The organism is Cellulosimicrobium marinum, from assembly GCF_020551945.1.
Classification (GTDB): domain Bacteria; phylum Actinomycetota; class Actinomycetes; order Actinomycetales; family Cellulomonadaceae; genus Cellulosimicrobium; species Cellulosimicrobium marinum.
Map to the genome: position 1 here is coordinate 77,559 of NZ_JAJBZH010000002.1, position 15,314 is coordinate 92,872.

At 71.3% G+C, this 15,314-nt stretch carries 9 protein-coding genes; 1 reads left to right on the forward strand and 8 read right to left on the reverse strand.

Going from position 1 to position 15,314, the window contains the following annotated elements; genetic code table 11:
- Nucleotides 1-140: 140 nt before the first annotated feature.
- The 3 genes from LGQ04_RS04195 to gyrB form a co-directional block, all read right to left on the reverse strand.
- Nucleotides 141-1,139, reverse strand: a complete 999-nt coding sequence (locus LGQ04_RS04195) for a DUF3566 domain-containing protein (RefSeq protein ID WP_229242460.1) — start codon at nucleotides 1,137-1,139, stop codon at nucleotides 141-143.
- On the reverse strand, nucleotides 1,136-3,748 hold the full coding sequence (gene gyrA, locus LGQ04_RS04200) for a DNA gyrase subunit A (protein ID WP_372469992.1): 2,613 nt from the start codon (nucleotides 3,746-3,748) through the stop codon (nucleotides 1,136-1,138). The genes LGQ04_RS04195 and gyrA overlap by 4 nt, the downstream gene beginning before the upstream one ends.
- A 612-nt stretch (nucleotides 3,749-4,360) precedes the next feature.
- On the reverse strand, nucleotides 4,361-6,433 hold the full coding sequence (gene gyrB / locus LGQ04_RS04205) for a DNA topoisomerase (ATP-hydrolyzing) subunit B (protein WP_229242999.1): 2,073 nt from the start codon (nucleotides 6,431-6,433) through the stop codon (nucleotides 4,361-4,363).
- A 565-nt stretch (nucleotides 6,434-6,998) separates the two neighbouring features.
- On the opposite strand from gyrB, the gene LGQ04_RS04210 reads away from it, so the two are divergent.
- Nucleotides 6,999-8,507 (forward strand): hypothetical protein, encoded by a 1,509-nt coding sequence (locus LGQ04_RS04210; protein WP_229242461.1) that lies wholly within the window; start codon nucleotides 6,999-7,001, stop codon nucleotides 8,505-8,507.
- A gap of 62 nt (nucleotides 8,508-8,569) precedes the next feature.
- Here the strand turns inward: LGQ04_RS04210 and LGQ04_RS04215 are convergent, their stop codons facing one another.
- From LGQ04_RS04215 to dnaA, 5 genes are all read right to left on the reverse strand, one after another.
- Entirely contained in the window at nucleotides 8,570-9,070 is a 501-nt protein-coding gene (locus LGQ04_RS04215; RefSeq protein WP_229243000.1) for a DciA family protein, read from the reverse strand.
- Between the two features lie 106 nt (nucleotides 9,071-9,176).
- Nucleotides 9,177-10,439 carry a DNA replication/repair protein RecF gene (gene recF / locus LGQ04_RS04220; RefSeq protein WP_229242462.1) on the reverse strand — a complete coding sequence of 421 codons (1,263 nt, stop codon included), beginning with the start codon at nucleotides 10,437-10,439 and terminating at the stop codon, nucleotides 9,177-9,179.
- Between the two features lie 81 nt (nucleotides 10,440-10,520).
- Nucleotides 10,521-11,456, reverse strand: a complete 936-nt coding sequence (gene gnd, locus LGQ04_RS04225) for a phosphogluconate dehydrogenase (NAD(+)-dependent, decarboxylating) (RefSeq protein WP_229242463.1) — start codon at nucleotides 11,454-11,456, stop codon at nucleotides 10,521-10,523.
- 55 nt (nucleotides 11,457-11,511) lie between these two features.
- The gene (gene dnaN, locus LGQ04_RS04230) at nucleotides 11,512-12,642 is read right to left on the reverse strand and encodes a DNA polymerase III subunit beta (protein WP_229242464.1); all 1,131 of its coding nucleotides are present in this window, start codon (nucleotides 12,640-12,642) and stop codon (nucleotides 11,512-11,514) included.
- Between the two features lie 815 nt (nucleotides 12,643-13,457).
- A complete protein-coding gene (gene dnaA / locus LGQ04_RS04235; RefSeq protein ID WP_229242465.1) occupies nucleotides 13,458-14,882 on the reverse strand; it encodes a chromosomal replication initiator protein DnaA in 1,425 nt (474 codons plus the stop codon).
- Nucleotides 14,883-15,314 lie beyond the last annotated feature (432 nt).

Genomic DNA, 15,314 nt, shown 5'->3' on the forward strand with positions numbered 1-15,314 from the left:
TGCTGCGACGCGCTCACCGGTCCTCGACCGGTGACCACCCCGCACGCAGGCAGCGCTTGAGGTTACCCCACCGCGGGCCGCTCGCCCAAACCGGCGAGCGCCCGCCCGGCCCGTCGGGCCGGTCGTGGGACGCCTCGGTGTCAGTCGTCCGTGAGCGTGAGGTGCACCCCGCCCACGAGAGCAGCGACGATGTTGTACAGGAACGCCATGATCGTCGACAGCGCCGTGATGATCACCACGTTCACCACGCTCAGCAGCGTCGCGAGCGAGATCACACGGCCGAACTCGACGAACTGCGTGATGTCGACGTTGCTCTCCTCGCCGGCGATCTGCTCGACGAAGTCCTGGACCGTCTGGAAGACGAGCATGCTGTCGAGCACGTACCAGAAGACGGCCACGGCGACGACGGTCATGATGCCGATCGCCACCGCGAGGAGGAAGCCGAGCTTCATCGCGGACCACGGGTCGATCCGCGACACGGAGAGCCGCACCCGGCGCGGACCGTCCGCGCGGACCGCCTGGGTCGCGCCGGTCGCCGTCGAGACCGACGGCGTGGCCCCGGTCAGCGGTCGCGCCGTCCCGGTCACGCCGGCGGCCGAGTAGTGCATGCTCGACGCCGCCGTGCCGTTCTGCGTCGCGGTGCCCGTGCTCGCCTCAGCGGTGGGGGCCATCCGCTTCACCGTCCGATCGTCGACCTCGTCGTGGTCCGTCTCCGGCGGTGCCGCCGGGACGGTGGCGGAGACCTTCTTCGCGGCGGACTTCGCCGCCGCGATCGCCGCGGCGGCGGCCTTCACCGCACCCGCGCGCGCCACGGCGACGCGGCTCTCGCCCGACGCCGTCTCCATGCCCTCGGTCGCCGACGTCCCGCCGGTCGCCGACGACGCGGCACCGCCGTCGCCGCCCGTGGACCCGCCCGACGACGGGGGCGGGGGAGGAGGCGGGGGCGGGGTGCTCGTGGCGGAGGCGCCGTGCCGGGCGCTCGGCGCGTGCCCGTTGCTCGCGGTGCTGCCGTTGCCGGAGGCGCGACCGTTGCCCTGCACGCCGTCGCCCTCGGGGCGCCCCGAACCGGGCCCCGTGTCGGGGCGCGGCACCGTCAGTCGCGGCGTGATCGCCGGAGGTGCGTCGTTCTCGCTGCTCATCTGGTTTCCTCGGTGGTTCCGGGCGCCGTGTCGGTCCCACCGGCCTGCTCGGCCGTGGCGCTCTGGTCGGTCTCCGCGGACTCGTGCGGCGTGCTCTCCTCGCCCACGGTATCCCGATCCTCCCCGAGACGACGCTCGACGTTCCGGGCGACGGCGATGATGCGGTCCCCCTTGTCCGGCTTCGCGAACGTCACCCCCTGGGTGGTGCGTCCGGTGAGGTTGACCTCGTCGACGGCGGACCGGACGATCTTGCCCCGTTCCATGATGACGAGGACCTCGTCGTCGGCCTCCGTCACCAGAGCCCCCACAAGATCTCCACGCGCCTCCACCAGGTTGGCCACCTTGATGCCCAGACCGCCGCGTCCCTGGACCCGGTACTCGCCGAGCCGGGTGCGCTTCGCGAAGCCCCCCTCGGTGACGACGAACAGGTCCGCGCCCTCCTCGACGACGTCCGCCGACAGCAGCTCGTCGTCCTCGCGGAACTTCATGCCGGTGACGCCCGACGTCGCCCGGCCCAGCGGGCGCATCGTCTCGTCCGACGCGGGGAACCGGATCGACTGCCCCTTGCGCGACACGAGGATGAGGTCGTCGTCCGCGTCCACGAGGAGCGCCGCGACGAGCTCGTCCGGCGTCCCCGCGTCGTCCTCGCGCAGGTTGATCGCGATGAGACCGCCCGAGCGCGGCGAGTCGTACTCCGTCAGGCGGGTCTTCTTCACCAGGCCGCGGCGCGTCGCGAGCACGAGGTAGTCCGCGGCGTCGTAGTCCCGCAGGTCCAGGACCTGCGCGATCTTCTCGCCCGGCTGGAAGGCAAGCAGGTTCGCGACGTGCTGACCCTTCGCGTCCCGGCCGCCCTCGGGCAGCTCGTACGCCTTCGCCCGGTACACGCGGCCCAGGTTCGTGAAGAACAGCAGCCAGTGGTGCGTCGTCGTGACGAAGAAGTGGTCGACGATGTCGTCCTCGCGCAGCTGCGCCCCGCGCACGCCCTTGCCGCCACGCTTCTGCGCCCGGTAGTTGTCGCTGCGCGTGCGCTTCGCGTACCCGCCGCGCGTGATCGTGACGACCATCTCCTCCTCGGCGATGAGGTCCTCGATCGAGACCTCGCCGTCGAACGGGAGGATCGTCGTGCGACGCTCGTCGCCGTAGCGCGCCACGATCTCCGCGAGCTCGTCGCCCACGATCGTGCGCTGCCGCTCCGGCTTCGCCAGGATGTCCTGGTAGTCGAGGATCTTGCGCTCGAGGTCGTCGTGGTCGTCGATGATCCGCTGCCGCTCCATCGCCGCCAGACGACGCAGCTGCAGGTTGAGGATCGCCGTCGCCTGCACCTCGTCGACGCCGAGCAGCTCCATGAGCCCCGTGCGCGCCTCGTCGACGTCCGGCGACCGCCGGATCAGCGCGATGACCTCGTCCAGGGCGTCGAGCGCCTTGAGGTACCCGCGCAGGATGTGGATGCTGCGCTCCGCCTCCGCCAGCATGTACCGGGTGCGGCGCTGGATCACGTCGAGCTGGTGCGCCGTCCAGTGCCGCACGAACGCGTCGAGGCTCAGCGTGCGCGGCACCCCGTCGACGAGCGCGAGCATGTTCGCGCCGAACGTGTCCTGCAGCTGCGTGTGCTTGTACAGGTTGTTGAGGACGACCTTCGCCACCGCGTCGCGCTTCAGCACGATCACGAGGCGCTGGCCCGTGCGGCCCGAGGTCTCGTCCCGGATGTCCGCGATGCCCTGCACGCGGCCCTCCTTGACGAGGTCCGCGATCTTCGCCGCCAGCCGGTCCGGGTTCACCTGGTACGGCAGCTCCGTGACGACGAGGCAGATCCGACCCTGGATCTCCTCCACGTTCACGACCGCGCGCATCGTGATCGACCCGCGCCCCGTGCGGTACGCCTCCTCGATGCCCTTGTGACCGAGGATCGTCGCACCTGTCGGGAAGTCCGGACCCTTCACGCGCTGCAGCAGCGCCGCGAGGAGCTCCTCCTTCGAAGCCTCCGGGTGGTCCAGGTGCCACTGGACGCCCTCGGCCACCTCGCGCAGGTTGTGCGGCGGGATGTTCGTCGCCATCCCCACCGCGATGCCTGCCGACCCGTTGACCAGCAGGTTCGGGAAGCGCGCCGGCAGCACCGACGGCTCCTGCGTCCGGCCGTCGTAGTTGTCCTGGAAGTCGACCGTGTCCTTGTCGATGTCCCGCACCATCTCCATGGCGAGCGGGGCCATCCGGCACTCCGTGTACCGCGGGGCAGCAGCCGGGTCGTCGCCCGGCGAGCCGAAGTTCCCCTGACCCGCGACCAGCGGGTACCGCATCGACCAGTCCTGCACCAGGCGGACCAGCGCGTCGTAGATCGCCGAGTCGCCGTGCGGGTGGAACTTGCCCATGACGTCGCCGACGACGCGCGAGCACTTCGAGAACGCGCGGTCCGGCCGGTAGCCGCCGTCGTACATCGCGTACAGCACACGTCGGTGCACCGGCTTGAGGCCGTCGCGCACGTCCGGAAGGGCACGGCCCACGATGACGGACATCGCGTAGTCGAGGTACGAGCGCTGCATCTCGAGCTGCAGGTCCACCTGCTCGATCCGCCCGTGGTGCACGGCGACCGCCGTCCCGTCCGCGTGCACGATCTCGTCGGCCCCGTCGCCCGCGGGCGTGGGCTCGATCTCGGGGTTCTGCTCGTCGGTCACGGTCTACCTCGTTCGTTCGTCTTCTCGTGCGTCGTCGTGTGCTCTTGCGGATCCTGGCCGGGTCCGCAGGCGGAGCGCCGTCGGTGCTCGGGCTGCCGCGCCGTCGCCGTGGTCTCTCGGCCGACGGTCAACGCGCGCGGCTCGACGCCCTTCGCACCCGACGTCGCACCGCCCGCTCGTCCGTCAGGTCGCCATCGCGCCGTCATGCCCGACGTCGCGCCGTGACTTCGCCCGGCACGTCGCCGAGGCGAGCCGGCAGCAGAGGGCGAGCCTGCGCCGTCGGCCCCGAGTGCCGCGCGCGAGGCGACGGCCCGGACGCAGCCGAGCCGGGACGGGGCCGGAGGGGCGGCCGTGCCGGGTCCGTGGCGCGTCTGGTTCGAGGGAGCCTCCGGAGTGAGCTTGCGAACGCAGGAGGGTACCGACCATGGAGACAGGAGCGACGCGAGGAACGAGCGGCGCGGATGGTAGACCTGGCACGGCCGCCCCTCCGGCCCCGTCCCGGCGCCACCGTGCCCCCGAGGCTCGTGACCCGGCGCACCCGACGCGCGCGGCTCAGATGTCAAGGAACCGCACGTCCTTGGCGTTGCGCTGGATGAAGTTGCGGCGTGACTCGACGTCCTCGCCCATGAGGACGGAGAAGATCTCGTCCGCGGCGGCGGCGTCGTCGAGCGTGACCTGGTTGAGCGTGCGGTGCTCGGGGTCCATCGTCGTGTCCCAGAGCTCGGAGTAGTCCATCTCGCCGAGGCCCTTGTAGCGCTGGATCCCGTTCTCCTTGGGGATCCGCTTGCCCGCGGCCTGGCCCTGGGCGAGGAAGGCGTCGCGCTCCCGGTCGGAGTACACGTAGTCGTGGGGGGCGTTGGACCACTTGAGCCGGTACAGCGGCGGCTGCGCGAGGTACACGTGCCCGTTCTCGATGAGGGGTCGCATGTACCGGAAGAGGAGGGTGAGGAGCAGGGTGGCGATGTGCTGGCCGTCGACGTCGGCGTCGGCCATGAGCACGATCTTGTGGTAGCGGAGCTTCGCGATGTCGAAGTCCTCGCCGATCCCGGTGCCGAACGCGGTGATGATCGACTGGACCTCCTGGTTGGACAGGGCCCGGTCGAGGCGTGCGCGCTCGACGTTGAGGATCTTCCCGCGGATCGGCAGGATCGCCTGGGTGTGGGGGTTGCGCCCGCGGACGGCGGAGCCGCCTGCGGAGTCGCCCTCGACGATGAAGACCTCGCACTCGTCGGGGCGGTTGGACTGGCAGTCCTTGAGCTTGCCGGGCATCCCGCCGGACTCCAGGAGGCCCTTGCGCCGGGTGGCCTCGCGGGCCTTGCGGGCGGCGATGCGCGCCTGGCTGGCCTGGATGGCCTTGCGGATGACGTCGCGACCCTCGTTGGGGTGGGAGTCGAACCAGTCGGTGAGGCGTTCGTTGACGACGCGCTGGACGAACGTCTTGGCCTCGGTGTTGCCGAGCTTCGTCTTCGTCTGGCCCTCGAACTGGGGTTCGCCGAGCTTGACGGACACGACGGCGGTGAGGCCTTCGCGGATGTCGTCGCCGGTGAGGTTGTCGTCCTTGTCCTTGAGGATGCCCTTGTCGCGCGCGTAGCGGTTGACCAGGGAGGTCATCGCGGCGCGGAAGCCTTCCTCGTGGGTGCCGCCCTCGGTGGTGGAGATGGTGTTGGCGTAGGTGTGGACGGACTCGGAGTAGGCGCTGGTCCACTGGAGGGCGAGCTCGACGGAGATCTTGCGCTCGGTGTCCTCGGACTCGAAGTCGATGACGTCGGGGTGGACGAGCTCGACCTTCTTCGCGGCGTTGAGGTGCTTGACGTAGTCGACGAGCCCGCCGTCGTACTTGTACGTGACGGTGCGGGCCTTCGGTGCAGGACGCTCGGAGGAGCCGGCGTCGTCCGAGACCTCGGCGACCTCCCCGCTGTCCGTGCCGTCGGCGCCGGTGACCTCGTCGCCGGTGTCGAGGTGGGCGGGGCGCTCGTCGGTGAGCGTGATCCGCAGGCCCTTGTTGAGGAAGGCCATCTGCTGGAACCGTGCGCGCAGCGTCTCGAAGTCGAAGTCGGTGGTCTCGAAGATGCCGGGGTCGGCCCAGAACGTCTGGGAGGTGCCGGTCTCGGTGGTCGCCTCGCCCTGCTCGAGGGTGGTCACGGGCTTGCCGCCGTCGGCGAACTCCTGCCGCCACGCGTGCCCGTCGCGTCGGACCTCGGTGACGACGCGGGTGGAGAGCGCGTTGACGACGGAGATGCCGACGCCGTGCAGGCCGCCCGAGACGGCGTACCCGCCGCCGCCGAACTTGCCGCCGGCGTGGAGGATGGTCATGACGACCTCGACGGTGGGCTTGCCCTCGGTGGGGTGGATCGCGACGGGGATGCCGCGGCCGTTGTCGACGACTCGTACACCTCCGTCGGCGAGAAGTGTCACGTCGATGGTGTCGGCGTGACCTGCGAGAGCTTCGTCCACAGAGTTGTCCACAACCTCGTACACAAGGTGGTGGAGCCCGCGCTCGCCGGTGGAGCCGATGTACATGCCGGGTCGCTTGCGGACAGCCTCGAGCCCTTCGAGGACGGTGATGTTGCCTGCGTCGTACCCTCCGCTCCCGGCAGGCGACCCGGCGGGGGTCGGCGCAGGCACGGGCTGGGCGGTGTCGGTGTGATCTGCCACGGGCAGGACTGCTCCTCGTCGTCGCGCACGACGACGGCTGCCGGCACGGGGCACGGCCCGGATCCGGCCAGGATCCGGCCGAATCCCGCGGCACGGGCGGTCGTCGACGGCTCATAGGTTCCGAGTTCCGACGTCCTGTCCCGCCCCGGTCGCGCACCGGTCGGGTCCGAGTCGGCGACGGCCGACGGGGAACCCGGCGAGAACGCGGAGGACAGGCCGTGACACGACCCGGAATGACCCTCCCAGTCTACCCGGATCGAGCCGAATTCCGCGGATCTTCGCGCTCCGGGGCGGGGTTCGGGGGCCCGTCGTGCACGTCGCCCGCGCTGTCTCTCCACAACGTTGTCCACAGGGTTGTCCACCGGGTCGCGCTCCGCGGGCCGACAGCGCCCGTTCCACGGGATTTCGCCTGATGCGTGCGCTGTCGCACGAAATCGGTATTTCGAGCAGAAGGTGGTTGGATACCACACACCATCCTGTGTCGCCCGTCGACCGCGGAGAGGCGGTCGGCCTCATCCGAAGGGACACCCCCCCTGTGAAGAGACTTCTCGCGAGCGCGCTGACCACCGCGCTCGCTCTCGGCGGCGTCGCCGTCGCCACGGCCGCGCCCGCGTCCGCGCACACTCCTGTCGTCGAGGCGGACTGCTCCTCGCTCGACGTGAACCTGTGGGCCTACGCGAAGCGCGGCAACGAGGTCACCGTCGTCGTCGACGGGCAGACCGTCGCGCAGGAGCGGTTCGGCAGCTCCTACGCCCGGTCGTTCGAGCTCGACCCCACGGTCGCGCACACGTGGAGCGTCACCGTGGACGCCTCCGACCGCTCCCGCTACGACTGGTCCGATGACGGCGAGACGACGCCGTGCGTGCAGGACGAGGGCACCGCGGTCCAGGTCGGGATCTACCTGTACCCGAAGCTCGACGCGTCCCGTCCCGCGGCGTGGGAGAACTCGGGGCGGCAGGAGCTCCTCGGCACGACGACCCTGACGCTGCGCGAGGACCAGCTGCGTGACGACACGCACTGGTTCACCGAGCTCCCGGAGACCGACCTCCTCGACGACGTGGACCTGTGCCTCGGGTGGGGCATCCAGCAGGACCTCCTGCGCGGCGGGCCCGACGAGTACACGATGCCGTCCACGATCACGTACCCGGACGGGACGTCGATGGACGGTCGTCTCGTGGACTGGCAGCACCAGGAGCTCGACGACTTCGGCATCGCGCTCCCGTCGGCCGCCGAGTGCGCGACGACGCCGGAGCAGCCGACCGTGGACGAGCCGGAGACGGTCGTGCCCACGGCTCCCGCCGCCGTGGACGTCTGCGGCGCGGACGTCGACGACCTCACGGTCCCGGAGAGCACCGACGAGGTCACGTACCTCGCCACCGTGGACGGGGTCCTCGCGACGCCGACCGCCGGACACACGTTCGGTACCGAGCTCGCGGGGTACACGCTGCGCGAGGACGGGAGCGCGCTGCTCCCGGTCGAGCTCCTCGTCCCGGCCGAGGAGGAGTGCGCCCTGCTTCCCGGCGCGATCTCCGCGACGTGCGAGGGCGACACCCCCTACCTCGGCTACGAGGTCGCGCTGCCCGAGGGCGTCGAGGTCGACGAGGACGCGCCGCTGACGATCACGTTCCTGCACCCGCGGGGCGGGGAGGACCACGTCGTGACCGGCCAGCCGCTCGCCGGTCGCGTGCTGTGGCCCGGGGCGTCGGCGACGGAGCCGAAGCAGTGGCCGGGCTACGTCCGCAACGAGGACGGGTCCTACACCCAGACCGACGGCAACTTCGCGTGGACCCGCGAGGGCGTCCAGGTGCTCTTCGAGGTGAACCCGTCGTACTCGACGGTCGTCGACTACCCGCCGGCCTCGTCGGAGTGCGCGAACCCCCCGGTCGCCCCCGTGGCGGCCGAGGACGTCGAGCTGGTCGCCGACGAGCAGGGCCCGGCCCTGGCGTCGACCGGCGCGACCGTGGCCGGGGCAGCGGCGTTCGCCCTCCTGCTCGTCGCGGGCGGCGGCGTCGTCCTCTGGCTGCGCCGGCGCGTCCAGGCCTGACGCACCCCGGAGCCTGACGCTGCCAGGCCGGGCCGCACGTGCGTGCGGCCCGGCCTCGCGGCTCACCCCCAGGTGTCGCGCGGGCCCGGCCCGCGCACGGACTTCTTCCCCCGACGGAAGCTCGGTCCGGCCGGGCCGAGAACGGTGACGCTCTCGACGACCCCCTCGCCGACCTCCTGTGCCAGGCGCTCCAGGAGGCGCGGCACGAGGAGACGGACCTGCGTGGCCCAGGCCGTGGAGTCGGCCCGCACGACGAGCACCTTGTCCTCGAACGTCTCCGGTTCGCAGTGGTCGGCGACCTGGTCGCCCACCACCTCGCGCCAGCGCCCGATCACCCCGCCGACGGACACGTCGGAGACCCACCCTCGGTCGCGCAGCAGGTGCGACAGCACGTCCGCGACCCGCTGCGGGTCGCGGCCCCCGGGGCGAGCCCCGGACGTGGGCGGGTCCGCGAGGATGCGGCGACGCGGCTCCTGCCCCGGGCGCAGACCCTTGGCGCGGGCCGCGGCACGGGCCCGGTTCAGCGCCTGCCGTGCGACCTCCGCGGGCGGCGTGAGGTCCACGACGTGACCCACCGGGATCCCGGTCGCGCGGGGTGCGGTCTCCTGGTCGGGCGTGGACGACGGCGACGCCTCGCCCGCGTCCCGGTCGTCCGCCTCCCGGCCCTCGTCACCCACGGGTGACCGTCCCGCCCTGCACGGCGAAGCGCGCGCCGTCGAGCACCGCGGGGACGTCCTCCGCCACCGCCGCCGTGATGACCACCTGACCCGCGCCGGCGACGAGCTCCGCCAGCCGGTCGCGGCGCCGGGCATCCAGCTCCGCGAAGACGTCGTCGAGCACGAGGATCGGCTCGCCGTCCGGGCCCCACTGGTCCGCCCACAGCAGGGACTCCATCCCCGGCGGGGCCCCGTCCTTGAGCAGGCGATAGGAGGCGAGCCGCAGCGCGAGCGCGAACGACCACGACTCCCCGTGGCTCGCGTACCCCTTCGCGGGCAGACCGCCCAGCGTCAGCACGAGGTCGTCGCGGTGCGGACCGACGAGGTTCACCCCGCGCTCCACCTCCTTGCCCCGCACCGCGCGCATCGCGTCCAGGATGCGCTGCTCCAGGGCGGGCACGTCCCCGGGGGCCGACGGCGCGTCGTCGGCCCCCTCGGCCAGCGCCTCCTCGACCGACGACCGGTACTCGACCCGCGCCTCGCCCTGCCCTGCGCTGACCTGCTCGTACGCCTCCGCGACGTACGGGGTGAGCGCGGCCACGAGCTGCAGGCGCAGGGCGGTGATCTCGGCCCCCAGGTTCGCGAGCCGCGCGTCCCACACCTCGAGCGTGGCGAGCGCGGCCGACGGACCGTCGGTCGTCTCCTCGCCGTCGTCCACAGGCGGCGGTGGAGAACCTCGACGCCGCCCACGGCCGGACCCGCGCAACGCCGACGCCGACTTGAGCAGCGCGCCCCGTTGGCGCAGCACCCGGTCGTAGTCCGCGAGGAGCGCCGCCACCCGGGGGACCAGCAGCACCGCGAGCTGGTCCAGGAACCGGCGGCGCCCGTCCGGGTCGCCCTTGACCAGCGCGAGGTCCTCCGGGGCGAACAGCACCGTCCGCACGATCCCCAGCACGTCGCGCGGCCGACCCGCCGGGGAACGGTTGATCCGCGCGCGGTTCGCCTTGCCCGGGTTGAGCTCGAGCTCGACCGTGCTCGCCCGGTCACCTCGCACGACGCGCACCCGGACCACCGCACGCGGCGCCCCTGCCCGGACCAGCGGGACGTCGCCCGCCACCCGGTGGCTCGCGAGCGTCGCGACGTACCCGATCGCCTCGACGAGGTTCGTCTTGCCCTGCCCGTTCGGCCCCACCAGCGCGTTGACGCCCGGCTCCAGCTCGACGTCGACGCTCTCGTAGGAGCGGAAGTCGATCAGGGAGAGGTGGGAGACGTACATGACCTTCTCGGGCGGTGCGGAGCGGGCGTCGTGCTGTGCGGCTGCGGGTGGACGCGGGGAAGAGGGGGAGCGCGACGAACGTCAGGCGGGCGGCTCGAGCGGACCGGCGCCGGGCGACGTCGGGCCGGCCGCCTTCACCGCGTGACCGCCGAACTGCTGGCGCAGCGCCGCGACCGCCTTGAGCGCGGGGGACTGCGTCTGGCGCGACGCGAAGCGCGCGAACAGCGCCGAGGAGATCACCGGAAGGGGCACGGCGTTGTCGATCGCCTCGTCGACCGTCCACCGGCCCTCGCCCGAGTCGTCGACCCAGTCGTCGATCGCCGCGAGCTTCGGGTCCTCCTCCAGCGCCTTGACGAACAGGTCGAGGAGCCACGAGCGCACCACGGTGCCGCGCGTCCACGCCTTCATCGTGCCGTGCACGTCCGTGACCAGGTCCTTCGCGGCCAGGAGCTCGTACCCCTCGGCGTACGCCTGCATGAGCCCGTACTCGATGCCGTTGTGGACCATCTTCGCGAAGTGGCCGGCACCCACCCCGCCCGAGTGCACGAAGCCCTCCTCGCGCGGGCCCTCGGGGCGCAGGGCGTCGAACACCGGCATCGCCGTCTCGACGAGGTGCGTCTCACCGCCGACCATGAGGCCGTACCCGTTCTCCAGGCCCCAGACGCCGCCCGACACCCCGACGTCCAGGTAGCCGACACCCTTCTCGGCGAGCTCCGCAGCCCGCGCCTGGTCCTCCTGGTAGTACGAGTTGCCGCCCTCGACCACGATGTCGCCCTCGCCCAGCAGGGTGCCGAGCTCCGTGACGACGGCGCGCGTCGGGTCGCCCGCCGGGACCATGACCCACACGATCCGCGGCTCGTCCGCCGGGAGCGCGGCCACCAGGTCCGCCAGGGACGCGACGTCCGACACCTCGGGGCGCGGGTCGTACCCCGTGACCTCGATGCCCGCCGCACGCACGCGCTCGCGCATGTTGGCGCCCATCTTGCCGAGACCGACCAGTCCGATGCGGGTGACCATGCGAGACCTCCGGGACGCTGTGGGTGCGGGCGGTGTCGGTGGGGCGGCGGTGTCCTCAGCCGGCGAAACGGATGGGGACGAGGAGGTAGCGGTAGGCCGACGAGTCCTCGCCGTCCAGGGACTCCTGGCCCGTGAACTCCACCGGCTTGTTCGGGTGCGTGAAGCTCAGGCGCACGAAGTCCGTACCGAGCGCGCCCAGTCCGTCGAGCAGGAACTGCGGGTTGAACGCGACCGAGATCTCCTCGCCGACGAGCACCGCCTCCAGCGCCTCCGACGCCTGCGCGTCGTCGCCCTGGCCCGCGTCGAGCACCACCTGGCCGTCCGAGAAGGACAGGCGGATCGGCGTGTTGCGCTCGGCGACGAGGGACACGCGCTTCGCCGCGTCGATCAGCGGGGCGGTCGCGACCACCGCGTGGATCGGTGTCTCGTCCGGGAACAGACGGCGCACGGCCGGGTAGTCGCCGTCGACGAGCTGGGACGTCGTGTGGCGGCCGCCCGCCTCGAAGCCGACCAGGTCGACGCCGGCGCCCGTGCTCAGGCCCACGTTGACCAGGCCCGACCCGCCGAGGGACTTCGCGACGTCGTTCAGGGTGCGCGCGCGCACCAGGGCGACCGCCGAGTAGCTCGGGGTGACCGGGGTCCACGTGAGCTCGCGCAGCGCGAGCCGGTACCGGTCCGTGGCCAGGAGCGTGATCCGCTCGCCCTCGATCTCGACACGCACGCCCGTGAGGAGGGGCAGGGTGTCGTCGCGGCTCGCCGCCACCGTGACCTGCGCGACGGCGTGCGTCAGCTCGTCGCCCGAGACAGTCCCGGTGAGCTCCGGCATCGCGGGGAGCGCCGGGTACTCCTCCACGGGCATCGTCAGCAGGGTGAACCGGCTGGCCCCGCACGTGACCGTGACCTTCGTGCCCTCGAGGACGACGTCCACCGGCTTCGCGGGCAGGGCACGAGAGATCTCGGCCAGCAGACGACCGGAGACGAGCACGGTGCCCGGCTCGCTCACCTCGGCGGGGATCTCCGACCGGGCGGAGACCTCGTAGTCGAAGCTCGACAGGCCGATGACCCCGGAGGCGTCCGCCTCCAGCCGTACCCCGGCCAGCACGGGCGCCGGGGGTCGTGTCGGCAGGGTCCGTGCCGTCCAGGTCACCGCGTCGGCCAGGACATCACGCTCAACCCGGAACTTCATCCCCACACCCTTCGTCCCACCGTCCAGGATCGGACTCGATCTTCACATGTCCGCCCTGTCCCCGCTGCCTGGTGCCTCGTCGCACGCGCCGCAGGGCACGTCGGTCGGGTCAGGGGCGCGGAGAACGGCGTCGAGGTGGTCGGACCCGGGCTTCTCCTGCACGTGCTTGTCGTGCATGAACCCTACGCGAGGACGAGGTCAGGAGGAACCGGGAACGCACAGGCCGCGAGGCTGGTGGTGGAGGACGGCGAGCGACGGAGGACGTCGTCCCGGCCGAGTCGTGCAGGTCGCGTCGCAGAGCCTGATGAAGGCGTGTGGACATCTCCCCGTGAAGATCAGGTTCGTCATCGTCATCGGTGTTGTGGATTCCGTGGACAACGGGTCTCGATGCAGGTCAGGGCCGATTTTTGCGTGTGGACGGGCTGGGGGACGAGATGTGGGAAAGTCGCACGTCCTGTGGAACGGGACTTTTCCCCCACACGCTGTCCACCGACGGAGGGGTCTCCGTCCACACGAGAGGGCCGTTCGTCCACAGTTATCCACAGCAGAGTGCACAACTGTGTACCCGGGCGGGGACGAGATCGGGGAGGAGGGCACCCGTGGTCCACAGGTTCCTGGGGGAAAAGCGCAGAACGCCGCGCTGTACACAGCATCGGGATAGGGGTGTGGAAGACCGCCGAGCGCAGGAACGCGCGGATCACGGTTCCCACAGGTCGCTGTGGATGAGTGTGGATAAGTCTGCCCACACGGTGTGGACCACGTCGAGCGGGGAGGCCCGGTCGAGGGGCGAGACCCATGAGAGGCGACGGGGGCGGTCAGCCTCGGTGCTGCTGCTTGATGCGGCTCGTGAGCTCGGTGACCTGGTTGTAGGTCGACCGGCGCTCCGCCATCTGCTCCGTGATCTTGCGGTTCGCGTGCATGACCGTGGTGTGGTCCCGCCCACCGAACTGCTGCCCGATCTTCGGCAGTGACAGGTCGGTCAGCTCACGGCACAGGTACATCGCGATCTGCCGGGCCGTGACGAGGACGCGCGAGCGCGAGCTCCCGCACAGGTCGTCGATCGTCAGTCCGAAGTAGGCGGCCGTCTGGGCGATGATCGCCGCGGGTGTGATCTCCGCCGAGTCCTCGTCCGTGATGAGGTCCTTGAGGACGATCTCCGCGAGGGGCAGGTCGACCTGCTGCCGGTTGAGGTTCGCGAAGGCGGTGACGCGGATCAGGGCGCCCTCGAGCTCCCGGATGTTCGTCGAGATGCGCGAGCCGATGTACGACAGGACGTCGTCGGGGGCGTTGAGCCGTTCGCTGCTCGCCTTCTTGCGGAGGATGGCGATGCGGGTCTCGAGGTCCGGCGGCTGGACGTCGGTGATGAGGCCCCACTCGAAGCGGGAACGCAGGCGGTCCTCGAACCCGTTGAGCTGCTTGGGCGGCAGGTCGGACGTGATGACGACCTGCTTGTTCGCGTTGTGGAGCGCGTTGAAGGTGTGGAAGAACTCCTCCATCGTCTGCTCCTTGCCCTGCAGGAACTGGATGTCGTCGATGAGGAGGACGTCCACGTCCCGGTAGCGCCGCTGGAACGACCCGGCCCTGCCCTCGCCGATCGAGTTGATGAAGTCGTTCGTGAACTCCTCCGAGTTCACGTACCGCACGCGCACGTTCGGGTACAGGTTGTGGGCGTAGTGCCCGATCGCGTGCAGGAGGTGCGTCTTGCCCAGCCCGGAGTCGCCGTAGATGAACAACGGGTTGTACGCCTTCGCCGGCGCCTCCGCGACCGCCACGGCCGCCGCGTGCGCGAAGCGGTTCGACGAGCCGATGACGAACGTCTCGAACACGTACTTGGGGTTGAGCCGGCTCGGTTCCGCCTGAGGACGGGGCGGCGCGGGCGCGGGCAGGTCAGGGAGATCGGGCAGGTCGTCGGGGTCGACGAACGGGCGTTCGACGGCGGGACGGGACGCGGGCGCCAGGACCGGCTCGGAGCTCAGCTCGGGGTCCACGGTGATGCCGAAACGGACGTCACGACCGAGGCACGAGGACATCGCGGTGACGAGCTCGTCGCGGACGCGCGTCTCCAGGTAGTTCCGGGTCTGCTCGTGAGGAACTGCGATGAACACCGTGTCGTCGAGGATCGCGAGCGGCTTGGCGAGACGGATGAAGGCGATCTGCCGCGGGGTGATGTCCGGGCTCGCCTCGAGGATGCTCAGGGTCTGGGCCCAGACGTCGGCGATGTTCTCGTCCGGGTTCGCCACGGGGCTGTCCTCACGGGTCGCGGGTGCGTCGATCCGGACGGCCTGAGGATCGACGCGCTGGGCGTCGGTGCGATCGGCGAGCGGGACGACGAGGAGGTCACGGTGATGCTGGGAAGATGGTGCCACGGGATCCGGTCGTCCACATAGTTGTCCACAGGCTGTGGGTGGACTACCGCCCAGAAGGGCTCCGGTCAAGCGGAGGCCCGAGAACCTCTCCCGACGGGGCCGCGTCGGAGACCATCGTGCCAGGTCGCAGGAGGTCGGGGGGACCGCGACGTCACGGCGATCCACGCACGGCCCACGAGGCCCGAGGCGAGTTTGACCCGACAGGCCCGGACAGCGTAACGTCAGACAGCCGTTCCAGGTGTTCTTGGCGCGCCCGCGTGAGGATGTCGGTATCGACCGCCTCACGCGAGGAACCGCTCGGCAGCA